Here is a 17348-nt window from a genome sequence, read left to right on the forward strand (position 1 = left end):
CAAGGCGGCCGCGGCCACCAGCACCGCTGCCAATGCCAGCGTCATCAAGGGTCCCCCGCCGGCTTGCCCTGCAGGGATTTCAGATACTGCAAATTGGCCCAGGCCGCGCGGTCGAAGTTGGGGTTCAGTGACATTGCGCGGTTGAAATAGGCCTCGGCCACCGCAAGATCGCCGCGCGCCATGGCCGCATAGCCGACGGTGTTCAGGTCATCGGCGAGGGTCAATTTTGTGGCGCCCTGAAAGGCCTCTTCGTATCGGCCCTGCATGGCACGGGCGATCCGCAGATTGGTGCGCGCCGCCGGCAATTTCGGGTCGAGCATTACCGCGCGGGCAAAATCGGTTTCCGCCGCCGAAAAATGCTGCCGCAACATCTGCGAATAGCCGCGGTTGCTCAGGATATCGGCGGCATCAGGTGCCAGCGCCAATGCCTTGTCATAGGCGTTGTCCGAGGCTGGCCAGTCCTGCAAGCGGTCAGCCGCCACGCCGCGGGCATTCCACGCCCGCACAAGCGTCGGATCCCGTGCCAGTGCGGCGTCGAGTGACTTTACGGCGTCGCTGGTCTTGCCCTGCCGCAATTGCGTGACGCCAAGTCCCTGGGCGGCGCGGGCGCCGAGTAACGGGTCATCGATCAACTGGCCAAAGCCGTCAGCTGCTTCGGCTAGCGACCCGCTGGCCAGCGCTAGCTCGGCGCCGCGCAGCTGTACTTCGGTGCTGCCGCTGGCCCAGGATCGGCCAATGGCTTCACGCGCCGCGTCCAGCCTGCCTTCACGCAGGGCGGCATCGATCATTGCCAGCGTTTCAGGCGTGGGCGGCGCCACTGGCAGCGCGACCAATGCCGGAACGGGCTTTTTTGCTGCCAATGCCGGTGTGGCGGCACCTGGCGTGATGCATGACAGTATTGCGGACGCCGCAAGGATCGTCAGCCGCACGGGATAGCGCAGCCGTTCCTTGAATATCACGCCTGTGCGGCCCGGGCGGCTGCCACCAGTTCTTCAAGCCGCGCGACTGCTTCGGCCAATGCAACCGGTGCGCGCTGGTCACCGTCCGCTGGCCTCGGCCGTTCTGTCACCATCGCGTCCTGACTTGCGTTCGGCTCTGCTGGTATGTCCAAAGGCGGCGCAGGCACTGCGCCGTGCCGGTCAGCAAACTGCCAGCCGGCATCCAGGCCTTTTTCCGGTCGATCCATCGCTGCCAGCAAGGCCGAGACAAGCGGGCTGGGGCCACTGGACACCGTGTAAGCCGTTTGCTGGAGGCTGGCGGCACTGGCAGGCGCTGCCAACCATTCGGAACGGATGGCTGGCAAATTGGTGGAATCGACTGGACTGGGTGATGCGTCTGCTGCTGTCCGCTCAAACGGGATGGCGCTGCTCCCGGCAGGGTCGATATCGGCCCGCGCATTGCTGGCGAATGCTACGTCCATCTCCATCTCCTGTTCCGGGCTTTTCATGGTGGTCACGGTCACCAGCGCAGCCTGCTCACCAAGGGCGGCAGCCAATTCAAGTGACGCGTCAACGGGTGTCATGACCAGTTGCATCTCGCCGCCGCTGGACACTTCAATCCGGGGTGCGGGCGTGGGTGCGGTTGTCGCGGCAGAAGCCAGTGCGGCTGCCCGATCGGCTTTCGCAAGCATCACTGGCGCCGCGGTCGCGGCATGGGCGGCAGGGCTGGTCGCAGCTTCGGGCGCAAGCGCCAGAACGGCCGGGGGCGCGATGATATTTGCGCGGGCATTGGCCGTGGCAATGGCGTCGCCGACCAGCGTCAGCACGCGGCGGGCGGCGCCTTGTACTGCGGTGTCACCCGTGCGCAAGGCGAGCTGCAGCGGCGCAATCGCGGCACTTGCCTGACCCGAGCGATAGAGCGAATAGCCAAGGTTATACAGCACGTCACTGGCGCGGGGATCGATTTCCAGGGCCGCTTCATAGGCGTTGCGGGCCAGGTCAGGCCTGCCAAGCTTGTCATAGCTGACGCCGATGCCGTTCAATGCATTGATGTCGCGCGGATCAGTTTCCACGGCCGTGCGAAATGCTGCCAGTGCGCCAGCAACATTGCCGGCGGCCAAAAGCGCCTTGCCGGTCTGGAAATGATCGCCCGACGTGATGTCCAGGCCAAGGGACCGCGCCCGCACACCTTCGGGCATGGCCGTGCGGGCATGAACCGGGGCGGCATCGATGACGACCCCGCCCAGAAACAGCCCCAGCAGCGCCGTGGCGCCGATCGCGCCTGCACTGTCTGCGCCGGCGAAACCCGATTGTGGGGGGATCTGGCCTTGTTTCATCACTTGCTCTCCGCCGTGCCCATGGCGCCCTTCATGCCAATGGCAGCGGGCAACATCAGGACGGACACCATGGTGGGCAGCATGAAGCAGACCAACGGAATCGATAGGAGCACCGGGATGCGATGGGCTTTTTCCTCGGCCCTCATCCGACGCGATTCGCGCATCTCGCTGGCGTAGACACGCAGGGCCTGGGCAATGGACGCGCCAAGCTTGTCCGACTGGATGATCAGAGTGCAGAATGACCCGATCTCGATCAGGCCGCTTTTTCTGGCCAGCGTCTTGAGCGCGACTTCCCGGCTGCGCCCGGCACGCAGTTCAAGGCTGACGTTGGCGAACAATTGCGCCAGCAGCGGGTGGGAACTGACGATTTCCTGGCCGACGCGGTTGAACGCAGCGTCGATGCCAAGGCCCGCCTCGATGCATACCAGCAGCAGATCCAGCGTGTCCGGAAAGCCATTGAGGATCTCCTGCTTGCGCCGGTCAGCCTTGCCCTGGACAATGAGGTTTGGCAGATAAAGCCCGAAGATAGCCGCGCCAGTCAGCAGCATGTACAGCTTGCCGGGGGCTGGCCAGCTACCGGAAAGCGCAATGAAAGCAAGAAGAAAGATGGGCAGACCAAGTGTCATGGCCGTCCGCGCCAGCACAAAGGCGCGCGGTGCGTAGGGCTGGTCCCAGCCAGCCAGCATGAGCTTCTCGGCCACCTGGTCGCGTTTGGTGTCGGGTAGTGACAAGCCGCGCTTTTCGATCTCGGCAATCAGGCGCGCCCAGGCCGTGCTGCCCTGATCGGCGCGGATACTGCCCGGCATGCTATCCATGCTGGCGGCCGAGCCGCCCTGCGACGCGAGCCGCGACTTGATGTTGGTACGGCCCAGGATTGCCGGTGCAAGCGCCAGCACCACCAGAACAACCGCGACAAACACCATCCCAAGGATGATCCAGGATGCGAAATCGTCTTCGATCAACATGGTCGCCTCCTCAAACCTTGATGGACATCATGCGGTTCATCGTGACGACCCCCAGCGAATAAAGGCACAGCACGCCCAGCACGCCCGGCATGAACCATGGGTCGTCCACGACATCGAGGTAGAATTCCGGCTGATACATGAACATCGACACAAAAGTGATGATCGGCAGGGCCGTGAGCAGCGAGCCGGTCATCTTGCCTTCGGAGGCCAACGCCCGGACCTTGAGCACCATGGAGGCGCGGTCGCGGATCACCGACGTCAGGCCTTCGAGAATATCAGCAAGGCTGCCGCCGGTCTCTGCCTGGATCGATACCGACACCACGAACATCTGGATATCCTGCGTCTGAACGCGGCCGGCCAGGTTCTGCAGCGCATCACGCAGCGAGTAGCCGTAGTTCATTTCCGCAACGACCAGACCCATTTCGGAGGACAGTGGATCGGCAACTTCGTTGGTGACCAGCTCCATGGCACTGGTTACCGGATAACCGGCCCGAAGACCGCGCACCAGAATGTCGAGCGCGACAGGAAACTGGGCTTCCAGTTTCTTCATGCGCTTTGCCGCGATGTAATTGATCGCCAGAATCGGCAACGCGATACCGATTCCGCCGGCAAACAGCAAAATGAGCACGACGGCGCCGCCCGACCGGATCTGCCCGGTAATGCCGCCAATAATGGGGAAAAACAGGCCGATGGCCAAGGTGACGCTTGCCATGATAGCCAGAAGCCGGCTGGCGCCCATGCGAATACCGGCCTGGTCCATTCGGCTGTCCAGATATTTGATGACCGACGGCAGCAGCGATTTGGACACATCTGTGCTCTGGCGGCGCAGCGCCGTGATGATTTCTTCAGCCGACGCACCTTGACCGATCATTGCCATGCGCTTGCCGACCCGCGTCTTCGGCCCATAGACGTCGCGCCACCACAGGAAGCCGCCTTCCGCGAGCAGAACAACGGCGAAAAACACGATGGCCGAGAACAAGGCCTCGGGGTCGTAAAGACCTTCAAACATCAGATATCCTTCCGACGGAACGGGTCGAACAGGGTCGAAGGCAGATCGAAACCGCGGGCCTTCAGTGCTTCCATGAACCGCGGGCGTACACCCATCGGACGCATTTCGCCGACGACCTTGCCATTCTCGTCCACGCCCTCGCGGATGAACTTGAAGATTTCCTGCATGAGGATGATCTCGCCCTCCATCCCGGTCACTTCCGCAACCGAGGTGACGCGGCGGGTGCCGTCGGAAAGACGCTCCAACTGGAGCACGACCTGGATCGCCGAGGCAATTTGGGCGCGCGCCGATTTGGGCGAAATATCGATGCCCGACATGCCGATCATTTGCTCGATACGCGACAGTGCATCGCGCGGCGTGTTGGCATGGACCGTAGTCATCGACCCGTCATGGCCCGTGTTCATGGCCTGGAGCATGTCGAACGCCTCGCCGGAGCGGATTTCCCCCAGGATGACCCGGTCGGGACGCATGCGGAGCGCGTTCTTGACGAGATCGCGCTGCGTGACTTCCCCGCGTCCTTCGATGTTGGGCGGACGGGTTTCCAGTCGGACGATATGTTCCTGCTGCAATTGGAGTTCGGCGGAGTCTTCGATCGTGACAAGGCGCTCGGTTGCGCCAATCGACGCCGAAAGTGCATTGAGCATCGTCGTCTTGCCCGAGCCGGTGCCGCCCGACACGATCAGGTTGCGCCGGCTGGCGACGACAGCGCGCAGCATTTCGGCGCAATCTGCGGTCATCGAGCCATAGCCGACCAGCATATCAAGGCTGGTGCGGCTGGGCGGGAATTTCCGGATCGAGACGCAGGGCCCGTCAAGGGCCAGCGGCGGAATGATGGCATTGACGCGGCTGCCATCGGGCAAACGCGCGTCGACCATCGGCGAGCTTTCATCGACGCGGCGACCGACGGCCGAGACGATTTTGCCGATAATCCTGAGCAGATGCGCGTCATTGGCAAATCGTGTGCCGACTTCCTCGATGCGTCCGCGCCGTTCGACAAAGACCTTGGTCGCGGAATTGACCATGATATCCGAAATCGTCGGGTCCTTGAGCAGCGGCTCCAAAGGCCCCAGGCCCAGCAATTCGTCGAGAATGTCCTCAACCAGCTGGCGCCGCTCCGTGGCGTTCAGGGCGTGGTTGTTTTCCTTCAGCATTTCCTGGACGATATCGCCGATATCGCGTTGCATCTGTTCGCGCGTCATCGTGTCGAGGGCGGCCAGATTGATGCGGTCGATCAATTGCTGGTGCAGCCCGACCTTAAGCTCGGTGTAGTCGTCGCGCCGCCGGTCGCGCAGCGACACGACGGATGCCGTCGGCTGGACCACCTGCGTCGGGGCCACCGACTTTTCGGCACCATTTTCTACGGGCGCCGTCGGTGTCGGCTGGTTGCGACGTGTAGGAAAAATCATGCCAGGACACCCATCTGGGCCATTTCCTCGGCCACGGCCACGGCAATTTGCCGGATATCCTTTTCCACTCGCGATTTCATCTTGATCTGCGAGATCAGCTTGCCTTCATCAATGGCGGAACTGACGGTTGGATAGTCGTTGCTGATGGCAAAATGCACCCGGTGACGCAGAGCACTTTCTGCTTCGCTGACGTCTATCTTGCCGAACATGCCGACCGGCATGCGGTTGAGGACAATACGGACGCGGTCGGACAGGGTGTTGGCTTCGATCACATCAAGCTGCCGCCGAGCCTGGTGAATGCCTGGCACGGTCATCACGGTGACGAGTGCGATGACGTCGGATTTTTGCATCGCCGCCGCAGTCCAGTCGAGCCAGATACCCGGCAGATCGACGATGACCAGATCGAACTGCTGTGCCGCGACATCAAGCAGGCGATCGATGAAATCCGGCGACAGCGCATCCATTGGAGTCATGTCGCTGGGCGCGGCAATGACCGACAGGCCGGATTTGTGACGTTCGGCAACCATTCGCAGAAATTCGCCGTCAAGGCGGTCATCGGCCTCGACCAGATCGGCGATCGACAGCCGCGGCTTGAGATTGAGGTAAAGCGCAGCATTGCCCTGTTGCACATCAAGGTCAATCAGGCAGACGCTGCGTTTCTCGCTCCAGATCTGGGCAATCTGGGAGGCCAGCATGGTACCGCCGGTTCCGCCCATGGCGCTCTGGATGGCAATGATATGTCCAAGCCGCGACGGTCCTTGCGCCGAGCGCGACTGGGATATCCGGTCGCGGCCGGTCTCGATCGCTTGCGACAGTTCCTCGATGTTGAAGGGAATGGGCAGCACATCGGCGATATCGGACCGCAGCAGCCGCCGCGTTACGGGCACGGTCAGGTCGCGCACTGCGGCAATCACGGGCAGACGGCCCGGGTTGGCAGCGGCGAAATCCTCAAGTGCGGCAACTTCGCGGGCATTGTCAGGGTCGAGTTCGATGACGACCACGTCCGTGCGCCGCTGCAGGGGCGCATTGGCGGCAAATGCAGCCAGCCCGCCTTCGACGATCCGGAGATCGATACCCGGCAGAGTCATGCGAGCCGGGTCCATCCGCGTCAGCGTGACGTCTGTCAGGATCAGCGAAACCCGCAATGCGCCCGGCTTGCCCTGCGGCTCAGGCTGTTCCGGCACCGACTGGCCGGTCAGTGCGGCAAGGCGGGCGAGCATATCAGTTGCTCCCCTGCGGCACTGTGGCGGCGCTATTGCTGACCTGCCCGACATTGGACTTGCCGGACAGCGGTATCAGCGGCTTTGTCGCGTCGGTGCGATATCGCCTGAAGGCGCGCTCTCCCAATATGCCACTGGTGCCTTCCATTGGCACGCCGGCCCAGGTCGGGTTGAGGTCCACTACCATGGCGGCGATATTGGCCTGCACGGTGGCGCCGAGCTGCTCCTCTGGAGCGGCGAACGCCGGCACGGCCGCCAGAGAAAGGGCCAGAAATGCGAGCGACGCGAATGATTTGCGCATGATCACCTCACAATATGGCCGTGTTCGGCGGCAATGCCGCCGGGCTGGTTGATACCGCCGGCAGGGCCGGGAAGCGGACCTGTCGGAGCCGTCGGCAGTCCGCCCTTGCGCTCGGCCTTGCCGAGCAGGAACAGATCGCCTTCGCCGGGTTCCAATATGCGGTCCGTGGGCAATACCAGCTTGGTGCCGGCCTTGACCGGGCGCACGATGCGCGGCGTCACCAGAATGACCAGTTCGGTTTCCTGGCGGTCGAAATCGGTGGAGCGGAACAATGCGCCGATGATCGGCACCTTGCCGAGCAGCGGTACGGCGCGGACCGTATCCTTGAAATCGCTCTGGATGAGACCGGCCAGCGCGAATGTTTCGCCATCGCGCAGTTCCAGCGTGGTGCGTGCCCGCCGGACTTTCAGGCCGGGAACGCGCAGCCCGGCAATGTCGATGCCTGCCGCTGGATCAAGCGAGCTGACTTCGGGCGAAATGACCAGATTGACCAGCCCGTCTTCGAGCAGGGTCGGCGTGAAAGCGAGGCCCACACCGAACTGCTTGAATTCGATCGACACCTGGCCATTGAGCGCCACGCCCACGGGCACTGGAAACTCGCCGCCTGCCAGGAATGTCGCGGTTTCGCCGGACAGCGCCACGATGTTCGGCTGTGCCAGCGTGCGGATCAGGCCTTGCTGCTCCAGAGCGGAGAAGCTGACGCGAAAGTTCGGCAACGTGACGCCAGCTGTGAAATTTCCGGTTCCGCCCGGGCCCGGTGCAAAAACTTGACCATTGTTACCGGGAGTGTCGGGAGAATAGTCGAACCGGTTGCTCGTGAAATCGAACCGGTTGATCCCCAGGCGCTTGACCGTGCCGCGCTGCATTTCGGCAAAGCGCACTTCGAGCAGGATTTGCTGGGCGGTGCCGATGCCCATCATGTTGATGACGCGCTTGGGTGCATAGGTTTCTGCGATGATGGCCGCCCGCCCGGCGGCAGCGGCGCTCGACACCGTGCCGGACAGCACGACATTGTCGTTCGAAACCTGCACGCCGATGGCTTCGGTCGGCAGGATTTCGGCCAGTTTCTGTTTCAGGCCGAGCGCATCGGGCGTGACGATGACATCGATGATCGCAATCACGCCGCCGGTGCGATCATACAGCGTCAGGTTGGTCGATCCCATGTCCTTGCCCAGCAGATAAACGCTGGTGGACGACACCGGAACAACATCGGCAATCTTGGGATTTCCGACTGCGACCCGGGCATAGGGCCGGGGCACGCGCAAAGTTTGTGACTTGTTGACCGGCAGCAGCATCTGCGCACCGGAACGCGCCTCGGCCACGCCGGACTGGGCCTGCGCCGTGGAAGGCGCGTCTATCGGCGCGGCGAAGGCAAGCGCCAGCGCCAGGCAGCGGAGCGATGTTTTGGGGTGTGTCATGGTCATTTTCATTCACCCAGGATCGGCATGGTGCTGCCTTCGCTGCCGCGAATGACCTGGACTGTGGGACCGCGCGGTGTCGCCGGGCCGCTCGGGCCGGCCGCCGCCGCTGGTGCCGCCTGGCCACCACCAGAATTCTGGCGGCGGATGAGGCGGGTTATGGTGCCATCGTTCAGATCGGTAACTTGCAGCGTTTCCAGTCGGATGCGGCTCTCGTCGGTGAATTGGCGCAGCGCCAGCACGAGGTTGCCAACTGTCTGGGCCAGAGCGATCTTCTGCGCCTGCAGCGGGGTCACCTCGATGGTGGCGGCCTTGACCAGCTCGGGCTTGTCCTTGCCGACGTTCATGTCCTGGCCCACCGCCAGCACGCGCGCACCCTGCGCCAACAACTCGCCATAGGGCTGCGCTTCTTCGGGCTGGCGGGTGAAATACACATCCACCCGGTCACCCGGATAGACCATGCCGGCCACCCCGGTGACTTCGTTGAGCGGCACCGATACGGCGCGCATGTTCGGGGCCAGCAATTTCGTCGTCGAAAGCCGGTTGGACTGGTCCGACACGGCGGACATCAGCACGATTTCGTTGGCACCGATGGCGCGCATCGAAATGCGCCCTTCGTCGGTGACGAGATCGGCCACACGCTGGAAGCTGCCCTGCGGCACTGTATCGGCCGGCCAGTCGACAACCTTGAGCTTTTCGACGGCAAGCTTCTCGCCGAATGGAATATCTGTCTGAGCGACCACAACCGGCACGGTGCGCAAGGCGGCGACGGCAGGATCGCTGCTCTTGGAGACAAAGCTGCGCGCGAAAAGTACGGCCAAAAGACCGAGCATTACTGCTGCGACAAGCATGATGATGGAGGATCGGCGCATCAGCGGCTCCTGGCTGCCGGCGCGGATTCGTTCCTGTGCATCACAAGCGACCCCCTCCGTCCCGTGAAATGTCTGTCCGGACGATGTCCGCCTGACAGACTATGAAAACTCAATGACGGCGCACCAATGCGCCTGTCCGTATTCTCGCTGGCCCTGGCAAAACCCCTGAACCGTCAACCAACGTTGCCGGCTTTGGCGCCTTCCTTGGCCCTGTCCAGCGTGGCGTCACCCGCGGTCTTGAGCGCCGCCTGCATGGATCCGCCGAACAAGGTCGTCGCACCAACCACGAAACCGCCCATCACCGCGACAATCAACGCATATTCAGCGGCAGATGCACCAGACCGGCATTGCCCAAGCCCGCTATCGCGCGTCCGAAATCGTGCAACCAGGCCGCAAAGTCGTCGTACCAACATGGTAACCGCTGATTGCATGCCTGGGCCACCTTGGTCCGGGGTGTTGTATCCCGGTCGGGCCACCAAGGTGGTCCCGGCCGGGATACGAGACGTCAGCTTACTTGGCTGCGGCGCCGGCGGTTGCTTCGGCCGTCAGATCCTTGCCGGTGGTGTCCAGCGCGCCCTTGAGGCTGCCGCCGAACAGGGTGGCACCGGCGACGACGAAACCGCCGAGCACGGCAACGATCAGCGCGTATTCGGCGGCCGAGGCGCCGGACTTGTCACCCTTGAGATTCATGAAGAAGTTACGCATTGGAAATCACCTTTACTGATGGTTGGGAATAGCCTCGCTCCGGGAAGTTCCGCTCCGGGGGGCAAGGCAATTCTGGCCGCCGATCTTGTTGCCCATGAGCAACAAAACCGACGGGTCAGAATTTCTTATTTGGCTGCGGCGCCGGCGGTTGCTTCGGCAGCCAGATCCTTGCCGGTCGTGTCCAGCGCGCCCGACAGGCTGCCACCGAACAGGGTGGCGCCGGCAACGACAAAGCCGCCAAGCACGGCAACAATGAGCGCGTATTCGGCAGCCGAGGCGCCGGACTTGTCGCCCTTAAGGCTCTTCAGAAATTTCATCATAACCCTGTTTCCCTCTGTTCCGGCCGAAGCCGCTCTGCTCACCCATCGCCGTAATGACGACAGGACGGGATCGCCGTTTACGTCGGCTGCTTGAAGCGGTTTGATTGCCCCCGCCGTTCGTATCCCCACGAGATAGATACATAACGGCATGCAATTGGACAATATTAAAAATCACTTACGAGCATCTGCTCATATTTTACCTCATGTTAAGACCCATGAGGAAGTGTTAATTGTGGTTGAGGAAAGTTATGCAAGTCGTTGATAATTAATGTTTAGATGTCGAAACGAAAGAATCCGATTCCACAGCGCAAGATTGCAAAAGCGACTCGACACCCCCAAGAAATTTCCGGATTGTCACAACTATTACGAAGATTTAATGTTCACTTTGGACCAGAAAGCCGAATCAATAGGTCTGATCAAGAACTGCGGTGAACCGAACGAATGTGTCGATGAAGCGCGCGATCATCGGGCGGGGCTGCCTCTTCCCCGCGCCAAACCCGGTAGAATCGCCGAAATTCCATTCATGTTGATACGCCTGCGTCATTCTGCCGCAACCAACTGCCTGCTGAAGACGGCCGAATTCAGTCGCCAGTCAGCTCTGACGCAATAGCCGGCATGTGACGGTCTTGTGTGCCGCGCCCACTCAGGTCTTGGCCCGATAGGAGGGCTACCCCGGACTTGCGCAATCCGCAGACACCGCTGTCCCAAGCCCAAGAACTGTGCGGTTCGCGATCAGTGCGACAATGTCTTGACGGCTGCCGCCGCGGCAGATGCGCGATTCTCGATCCCCATCTTCTCGAAAATCTGTTCCAGGTGCTTGTTCACCGTGCGCGGGGAAATCCCCAGGATCTCGGAAATCTCGCGATTGGCCTTGCCCCGGCTGATCCACAGCAGCACTTCGGCTTCGCGTTCGGTAAGGCCATGGCGGCTGGCGAGTAGGCGCTGCTCGGCGCCTTCGCGCAGTTCCGTCACCCGGAAATGCCGCTCGCCAACCTGGCCGGCCACCGCAGCGAACTCAACCCGGCCATCGTCGAATTCATGGCGGACCCGCGCCTCGCCTTCGGCCAGCCGTGACAGTTGCCCGGCCAGGGCAGGCGGCAGCGCGTCGCCTGGCCCTGCCGCAAAGTGGCGGACCAGGATTTCGGCACTGCGCGGCGTTGTCCACAAGATGCGGCCACCGGCGTCCAGCGCCACGAGGCTGCGATTGCTGGCGTCGAGCGCAGCATGGGCGCCGCGCTGGATGCGGGCATTGCCCAGATGGACGCGCAGCCGGGCCAGCAGTTCGGCGACGGCAATGGGCTTGGTGACATAATCGACGCCGCCGGCTGCCAGCCCCTCGACCACATTGTCGGTATCGGTCAGGCCCGTCATGAAGATGACCGGCACGGCCCGTGTGGCGGGATCGGCCTTCAACCTGCGCGTGGCTTCAAAGCCGCCCATGCCCGGCATCACGGCGTCCATCAGGATGAGGTCGGGCAATTCGGCCTGTGCAGATGCCAGCGCCGCTTCGCCGTCGCGCGCGATACGCCAGCCATAGCCCTGTCCCTCCAGCGTATCGGTCAGGAACCGCAACGCATCGGGTGCATCGTCAACGACAAGTATGATGGGGCGTTCAGCGTCGGTCATGGTCGGGTCAGGCGGGTCCACCAGGCGGTTGGTCAAGCAGTTTGGCAAAGCGGGCCAAGTCGAAGTCATCAAGGGCCGCACGCAGCCGTCCTGTCAAGGCGGCGGCCCCGGGGATCTCGGTGTCGAGCGAATCCAGTGCCGCCGCCAAGGCCTTGATATTGCCGGTACGCACCAGTCTGGACAATGTATCGCGATGCGCGGCGGCTGCAACTGGAAGCCCGGGGTCGACCGGACGCGGGCCGACCACGGGCGCGTCGCCAATAGCCACCCGGTTCCAGCTGAGGTCCAAATGACGCGCCAGAGCCTCCAGCAAGGCGTTCTGATCGACCGGCTTCAACACAAAGCCGTCGTGCGGCATGCGTGCGCCATGACGGTCATCAAGCTCGCTACCGATGAATTCATGGGCGTTGCCCGACACCATCAGTATGCCCAGCGCATCACCGAAATCCGCCCGCAACTGCCGCGCCACCTCCCAACCCGACAGGCCCGGCATTTCGACATCCAGCAGCACGAGATCCGGCCGACAATGCTGCGCGAGATTAAGCCCGGCCGAGCCGCTGCCGGCTGCAAATACCGAAAACCCCAACGGCCGGAGCAGACCCTGAAGCACCGCCAACTGGGCCGGATCATCATCTATGGCCAACAGCGTGCGGCGCGGTCCATCATAGCTGACGATGTCGGCGCGGCTGGTTTCGGCGGGCAATTGCGCCGGCTCGCTCAACATCAGCTTGAGAGAAAAACGGCTGCCGGTGCCCGGCGTGCTGGTGACCATGATCTCGCCGCCCATGACGTGCGCGAGCATGCGCGAAAGCGCCAGCCCAAGCCCGGTGCCGGGCGCGGTCTTTGCAGCCTTGGCCGAACCACGGTCGAACGGCTCGAAAATGCGAGCAAGGTCATCAGGCGCAATTCCGATGCCGGTGTCGGCGATCTCGAATTCCGCCACCAGGCCGCGATAGCGCACCGTCATGCTGACTTCGCCGCCGGGCGTATATTTGATGGCGTTGGACAGCAGGTTGATCAGCACCTGGCGCAGTCGCTTTTCATCGGCGCGGACATGTGCCGGCAGATTGGCGGCGGGCCGATAGTGAAAGGCCAGCCCCTTTTCGGCTGCCTGCAGGCTGAACATCGCGGCAAGTTGATCGAGAAACAGGTGCAGAGGAACAATGTCCTGCGACAGTTTCAGCACGCCGCCTTCGATGCGGCTGATGTCGAGCAGGCCGTCGATCAGGTTGGACAGATGCTCCGATGACCGGCGGATGATGCGCCCGGCATCGCTCGGCGAAATGGCAGCGCCGCGTTCGAGCAGCTGTGCATAGCCGTGGATGGCATTCAAGGGCGAGCGGATTTCGTGACTGAGCCCGATCAGGAAGCGCGTCTTGGCCAGATTCGCCGCCTCGGCCGCATCGCGCGCCTGCGCCATGGCCGCCAGCGCCGCGCCGCCCGCATCGGGTGTCACATCCGTCAATTTGCTGTCGCCACTCTGGAGCTCCCAAGGCATAACCCTATCCACGGCAGGGGCCTGCGGCAATTGCCGGGCAGATACGAAAGCGGGGAAAATGATGCGGATTACACTTTTGAGCGCTGGATTTGCGGCAGTTCTGGCGGGGCCTGCTTTGGCAGCGGATAATGCGGTGGGTGCGGCGCAGGCCAACACATTGGCCGCCATCGCCCGCGTCGGGGCGCTCAATCCCAGGTTGAATGCCGTGATCGCGCTTGATCCCACCGCTGCCGATCAGGCCCGGGTATTGGATGCGTCCAAGGGGCCGCGCGGCGTGCTGCACGGCGTGCCGATGCTGATCAAGGACAATGTCGAAACCGCCGGACCGTTGCCGACCACTGCCGGCAGCCTCGCCTTGAAGGACAATGTCACTGGCCGCGACGCGCCGCTGGTGGCGCGGCTGCGGCGGGCGGGCGCAGTCATGCTGGGCAAGACCAATTTGTCGGAATGGGCAAACATCCGCGCGGATGCCTCGATTTCGGGCTGGAGCGCGGTCGGCGGCCAGACCCGCAACCCACACGCGCTCAACCGTAACACCTGCGGCTCCTCGTCCGGTTCGGGCGCTGCCGTGGCGTCTGGCATGGTCGATGCTGCCATCGGCACCGAAACCGATGGCTCGATAACGTGCCCGGCGGCAATGAACGGCATCGTCGGGCTGAAGCCCACTGTCGGTCTCGTCAGCCGCACCCATGTCGTGCCGATCAGTCACAGCCAGGACACCGCCGGGCCGATGACGCGCGACGTGACCATGGCGGCGCGCGTGCTGACGGCCATTGCCGGCAGTGACCCGGCCGATGGCGCCACCAAAGACGCCGACGCCCGGCGCGGCGATTACATGGCAGCCTTGCGCCCCGATGCACTGAGGGGCCAGCGCATCGGCGTGTTGCGCTTTGCCACCGGATGGCATGCCGGAGTCGATGCCCGCTTCGAGGCGGCACTCGCTGTGCTGCGGGCGCAAGGCGCCGTGCTGGTCGACATCACCAAATTCGACAGCCGCCGCGAGATCGGCAGCAATGAATTTCAGGTGCTGTTGACCGAACTCAAGGCTGATATGGCAACCTATCTGGCGACACTGCCGGCCAATGTGAAGCCGCGCAGCCTTGCCGATCTCATCGCCTTCAACAAGGCGAACGCCGCCGCCGAAATGGCGTTGTTCGGTCAGGACACCTTTGAAAAGGCAGATGCCACAAAGGGGCTGGCTGATCCTGACTATCTCAAGGCGCGTGCGACCTCCTTGCGCCTCGCTGGCAAGGACGGCATCGACAAGATGCTCGCCGACAACAATGTCGCTGCGCTTGTGTCACCAACCGCGTCGCCTGCCTGGCTCATCGATACGGTCATCGGCGACCAGTCGCCTGGCGGTGGTGCCGGCGGTCTGGCGGCGGTCTCGGGCTATCCGCACCTCACCGTGCCGATGGGCGGCGTGCGCGGGTTGCCGGTCGGCCTGTCGTTCATCGGCCCAGCCTGGAGCGAGGCGCGGCTGCTTGGCTTCGGTTACGCCTTTGAAAAAGCAGCGAACATGAAACTCGTGCCGCAGCTTGTCCAAAGCATCGAGGACCGGCCCGACGTTGCCGCGTTGCTGGCACCGGCACCGCGCTGAAAGGCGCGCGGTTGACTTCACGGCGGGCCTCCCCAAGGGATGGAAAAAACGGGGGGATCCGATGGCGCACAACGATAGCGCGGGCAACAAGACCGGTGCGGTGCAGAACATGTCTGACGCTTCGTCGTCCATGTCTGACGCTTCGCGTTGGGCTCTGATCGCCTTGCTGTTCACTGGCACCGCGCTCAACTATGTCGACCGCCAGGTGCTCAGCCTGCTGAAGCCGACCCTGGAAGCCACGTTCCAGTGGACAGACCAGGATTTCGCCCATTTGGGATCGGTGTTCCAATTGTCGGCCGCCGGCGCGCTGCTTGCTGTTGGCTGGTTCGTCGACCGGTTCGGGGTGCGGCTGGCTTATGGCGTTGCCGTTGCGATCTGGAGCATGGCTGGCATGGGCCATGCCGCCGCACAGTCTGTCTCGCAATTCGTCATTGCACGCTCTGTTCTCGCGGTCGCCGAAAGCGTCAATACGCCGGCTGCGGTCAAGGCGGCGGCAACCTATCTGCCGCTGAAACAACGGTCATTGGGCCTTGGGTTGGTCAATACCGCCCCCAACATCGGCGCCATCATCACGCCGTTGTTGATCCCGCCGTTCGCACTGGCATTCGGCTGGCAGGCGGCGTTTCTGGTAACGGGTGGCTTGGGCTTTGTCTGGCTGGCCTTTTGGGTGTGGGGCACGCGGCGGCTGGTACCCGTCGCTGCAGCTGCTGGCGCTTCGGGCAGCCGCACCAACTGGTCGGAGCTGCTTTCTGACCACCGTACCTGGACCATCGTGGGCGCCAAGGGCCTGACCGATTGCGTCTGGTGGTTCATGCTGTTCTGGACGCCGGATTTCTTCGCGCGCGTGTTCAAGATGAGCCAGGCCGATCTCGGTGGGCCGATTGCACTGGTATACACAATGGCGGCAGCGGGCGCCCTGTCCTGCGGCTGGCTGTTCGGCAAGCTGATCGGTCTGGGCTGGAGCGTCAACCGCGCGCGCAAGACCTCGATGTTGCTCTATTCCGCGCTGATCGTGCCGATCCCGCTCGCTATCGGCGCAGATAGCCCGTGGACGGCGGCGCTGCTCATCGGCATGGCGCTGTTTGCCCATCAGGGTTTTTCGACCAATGTCTTTGGCCTTGCCGCCGATACTGTGCCGGCCGCGCGGGTCGGCAGCGTCATGGCTGCCGGCGCAGTCGCCGGCAACCTGACGGGGTTGGGGATCATCGAATTGGCGGGATGGTGCCTGACCAACGGTGTCGGTTATTGGCCGATGTTCGCCTGGAGCGCCTGTGCCTATCTGATCGCCACGGCATTCGTGCAGGTGATGCAGCCCAATATCGAGGCCACACAACTTTAGCCGAGAATTTCATCCACCCAGCGCGGCACCAATATGCCGGCTGGGCCGTGGCGGGCCGTGTCGAACATCGGCGTGCCCGCCGAGGGGTCCAGATTGATTTCCAGCGTCCGCGCGCCTGCGGCCCGCGCCCAGCCGACAAAGCCCGCCGCCGGATACACGGCGCCCGACGTGCCGATGGATACAAACAGGTCGCAGGCGTCTATCGCGGCCTCGATCCGGTCCATGTGATAGGGCATTTCACCGAACCACACGATGTCAGGGCGCAAAGTGCCGCTGCGCCCGCAGGCCGGGCAGGCGGGATCGCCCGACAGCGCACCACTACAGGCCCGTGCCGCGCCGCAACCGGTGCACAGCGCCGATTTCAGTTCGCCGTGCATGTGCAACATGCGGCGCGAACCCGCCCGGTCGTGCAGATCGTCGACATTCTGCGTGACCAGCAGCAATTCGCCGTCCCAGGCCGCATCCAACCGCGCCAGCGCGTGATGGGCCGGGTTGGGGGCGACGCCGGCCAGATTGGCACGGCGCTCGTCATAGAAACGCTGCACCAGGGCAGGGTTGCGGCGGAAGGCCTGCGGCGTCGCCACATCCTCGATCCGGTGGTTTTCCCACAGGCCGTCGGCAGCGCGAAACGTCGGCACGCCGCTTTCGGCTGAAATGCCGGCTCCGGTCAGGATGACGATGTTGCGGATCATGGCTGCCTTTCTAGGCAGGGCTGCCGCGAATCCCAAGTCATTGCGCGGTGCTGTGCCAACGCCGCTGTGTTGCACCAAACCGCCGGAGGGAGCACAACAGCC

Annotated in this window: 18 protein-coding genes; 3 read left to right on the forward strand and 15 right to left on the reverse strand. The window is 63.2% G+C overall.

Translation table 11 applies throughout. The annotated features are described in order from the left end of the window. Window positions 1-44: 44 nt before the first annotated feature. From RMQ73_RS12925 to RMQ73_RS12980, 12 genes are all read right to left on the reverse strand, one after another. Window positions 45-959 carry a tetratricopeptide repeat protein gene (locus RMQ73_RS12925; protein ID WP_310498700.1) on the reverse strand — a complete coding sequence of 305 codons (915 nt, stop codon included), beginning with the start codon at window positions 957-959 and terminating at the stop codon, window positions 45-47. After that, the gene (locus tag RMQ73_RS12930; RefSeq protein WP_310498701.1) at window positions 956-2275 is read right to left on the reverse strand and encodes a tetratricopeptide repeat protein; all 1320 of its coding nucleotides are present in this window, start codon (window positions 2273-2275) and stop codon (window positions 956-958) included. The genes RMQ73_RS12925 and RMQ73_RS12930 overlap by 4 nt, the downstream gene beginning before the upstream one ends. Then, a complete protein-coding gene (locus tag RMQ73_RS12935; RefSeq protein WP_310498702.1) occupies window positions 2275-3240 on the reverse strand; it encodes a type II secretion system F family protein in 966 nt (321 codons plus the stop codon). The genes RMQ73_RS12930 and RMQ73_RS12935 overlap by 1 nt, the downstream gene beginning before the upstream one ends. Window positions 3241-3250: 10 nt before the next feature. After that, entirely contained in the window at window positions 3251-4249 is a 999-nt protein-coding gene (locus RMQ73_RS12940) for a type II secretion system F family protein (protein WP_310498703.1), read from the reverse strand. After that, on the reverse strand, window positions 4249-5655 hold the full coding sequence (locus tag RMQ73_RS12945; RefSeq protein ID WP_310498704.1) for a CpaF family protein: 1407 nt from the start codon (window positions 5653-5655) through the stop codon (window positions 4249-4251). The genes RMQ73_RS12940 and RMQ73_RS12945 overlap by 1 nt, the downstream gene beginning before the upstream one ends. Next, a complete protein-coding gene (locus RMQ73_RS12950) occupies window positions 5652-6875 on the reverse strand; it encodes an AAA family ATPase (protein ID WP_310498705.1) in 1224 nt (407 codons plus the stop codon). The genes RMQ73_RS12945 and RMQ73_RS12950 overlap by 4 nt, the downstream gene beginning before the upstream one ends. Window position 6876: 1 nt before the next feature. Beyond that, a complete protein-coding gene (locus tag RMQ73_RS12955; protein ID WP_310498706.1) occupies window positions 6877-7176 on the reverse strand; it encodes a hypothetical protein in 300 nt (99 codons plus the stop codon). 2 nt (window positions 7177-7178) lie between these two features. Then, entirely contained in the window at window positions 7179-8594 is a 1416-nt protein-coding gene (locus RMQ73_RS12960) for a type II and III secretion system protein family protein (protein WP_310498707.1), read from the reverse strand. Window positions 8595-8602: 8 nt separating this feature from the next. Continuing rightward, entirely contained in the window at window positions 8603-9466 is an 864-nt protein-coding gene (gene cpaB, locus RMQ73_RS12965; protein WP_310498708.1) for a Flp pilus assembly protein CpaB, read from the reverse strand. 173 nt (window positions 9467-9639) lie between these two features. Then, on the reverse strand, window positions 9640-9897 hold the full coding sequence (locus RMQ73_RS12970) for a hypothetical protein (protein ID WP_310498709.1): 258 nt from the start codon (window positions 9895-9897) through the stop codon (window positions 9640-9642). 79 nt (window positions 9898-9976) lie between these two features. Further along, window positions 9977-10171, reverse strand: a complete 195-nt coding sequence (locus RMQ73_RS12975; protein ID WP_310498710.1) for a Flp family type IVb pilin — start codon at window positions 10169-10171, stop codon at window positions 9977-9979. A gap of 125 nt (window positions 10172-10296) precedes the next feature. Next, window positions 10297-10491, reverse strand: a complete 195-nt coding sequence (locus RMQ73_RS12980; protein ID WP_310498711.1) for a Flp family type IVb pilin — start codon at window positions 10489-10491, stop codon at window positions 10297-10299. Window positions 10492-10804: 313 nt separating this feature from the next. Between RMQ73_RS12980 and RMQ73_RS12985 the strand changes: the two genes are divergently transcribed. Then, a complete protein-coding gene (locus RMQ73_RS12985; protein ID WP_310498712.1) occupies window positions 10805-11101 on the forward strand; it encodes a hypothetical protein in 297 nt (98 codons plus the stop codon). A 122-nt stretch (window positions 11102-11223) separates the two neighbouring features. Here RMQ73_RS12985 and RMQ73_RS12990 read toward each other — a convergent pair whose 3' ends face one another. Together RMQ73_RS12990 and RMQ73_RS12995 are read right to left on the reverse strand one after the other, a co-directional pair. After that, window positions 11224-12117: a response regulator transcription factor gene (locus RMQ73_RS12990; RefSeq protein ID WP_310498713.1), complete on the reverse strand. Its 894-nt coding sequence runs from the start codon at window positions 12115-12117 to the stop codon at window positions 11224-11226. A 7-nt stretch (window positions 12118-12124) separates the two neighbouring features. Beyond that, on the reverse strand, window positions 12125-13615 hold the full coding sequence (locus RMQ73_RS12995) for an ATP-binding protein (protein ID WP_310498715.1): 1491 nt from the start codon (window positions 13613-13615) through the stop codon (window positions 12125-12127). 115 nt (window positions 13616-13730) lie between these two features. On the opposite strand from RMQ73_RS12995, the gene RMQ73_RS13000 reads away from it, so the two are divergent. Together RMQ73_RS13000 and RMQ73_RS13005 are read left to right on the forward strand one after the other, a co-directional pair. Next, window positions 13731-15215 (forward strand): amidase, encoded by a 1485-nt coding sequence (locus RMQ73_RS13000; RefSeq protein WP_409049875.1) that lies wholly within the window; start codon window positions 13731-13733, stop codon window positions 15213-15215. 130 nt (window positions 15216-15345) lie between these two features. Then, on the forward strand, window positions 15346-16554 hold the full coding sequence (locus RMQ73_RS13005; protein WP_310498717.1) for an MFS transporter: 1209 nt from the start codon (window positions 15346-15348) through the stop codon (window positions 16552-16554). On the opposite strand, the gene RMQ73_RS13010 is transcribed toward RMQ73_RS13005, so the two are convergent. Continuing rightward, entirely contained in the window at window positions 16551-17246 is a 696-nt protein-coding gene (locus RMQ73_RS13010; protein WP_310498718.1) for an NAD-dependent deacylase, read from the reverse strand. The two genes, RMQ73_RS13005 and RMQ73_RS13010, sit on opposite strands and share 4 nt — an antisense overlap. Window positions 17247-17348 lie beyond the last annotated feature (102 nt).

Source organism: Sandarakinorhabdus sp. (assembly GCF_031430775.1).
In the GTDB taxonomy this organism is placed as follows: domain Bacteria; phylum Pseudomonadota; class Alphaproteobacteria; order Sphingomonadales; family Sphingomonadaceae; genus Sandarakinorhabdus.

Coding starts and splice junctions, on each gene's coding strand:
- RMQ73_RS13010 (WP_310498718.1), bottom strand. CDS start 17,246: ATGATCCGCAACATCGTCATCCTGACCGGAGCCGGCATTTCAGCCGAA.
- RMQ73_RS13005 (WP_310498717.1), top strand. CDS start 15,346: ATGTCTGACGCTTCGCGTTGGGCTCTGATCGCCTTGCTGTTCACTGGC.
- RMQ73_RS12990 (WP_310498713.1), bottom strand. CDS start 12,117: ATGACCGACGCTGAACGCCCCATCATACTTGTCGTTGACGATGCACCC.
- RMQ73_RS12960 (WP_310498707.1), bottom strand. CDS start 8,594: ATGACACACCCCAAAACATCGCTCCGCTGCCTGGCGCTGGCGCTTGCC.
- RMQ73_RS12935 (WP_310498702.1), bottom strand. CDS start 3,240: ATGTTGATCGAAGACGATTTCGCATCCTGGATCATCCTTGGGATGGTG.
- RMQ73_RS12955 (WP_310498706.1), bottom strand. CDS start 7,176: ATGCGCAAATCATTCGCGTCGCTCGCATTTCTGGCCCTTTCTCTGGCG.
- RMQ73_RS12930 (WP_310498701.1), bottom strand. CDS start 2,275: ATGAAACAAGGCCAGATCCCCCCACAATCGGGTTTCGCCGGCGCAGAC.
- RMQ73_RS12945 (WP_310498704.1), bottom strand. CDS start 5,655: ATGATTTTTCCTACACGTCGCAACCAGCCGACACCGACGGCGCCCGTA.
- RMQ73_RS12950 (WP_310498705.1), bottom strand. CDS start 6,875: ATGCTCGCCCGCCTTGCCGCACTGACCGGCCAGTCGGTGCCGGAACAG.
- RMQ73_RS12980 (WP_310498711.1), bottom strand. CDS start 10,491: ATGATGAAATTTCTGAAGAGCCTTAAGGGCGACAAGTCCGGCGCCTCG.
- RMQ73_RS12975 (WP_310498710.1), bottom strand. CDS start 10,171: ATGCGTAACTTCTTCATGAATCTCAAGGGTGACAAGTCCGGCGCCTCG.
- RMQ73_RS12940 (WP_310498703.1), bottom strand. CDS start 4,249: ATGTTTGAAGGTCTTTACGACCCCGAGGCCTTGTTCTCGGCCATCGTG.
- cpaB (WP_310498708.1), bottom strand. CDS start 9,466: ATGCGCCGATCCTCCATCATCATGCTTGTCGCAGCAGTAATGCTCGGT.
- RMQ73_RS12995 (WP_310498715.1), bottom strand. CDS start 13,615: ATGCCTTGGGAGCTCCAGAGTGGCGACAGCAAATTGACGGATGTGACA.
- RMQ73_RS12970 (WP_310498709.1), bottom strand. CDS start 9,897: ATGCAATCAGCGGTTACCATGTTGGTACGACGACTTTGCGGCCTGGTT.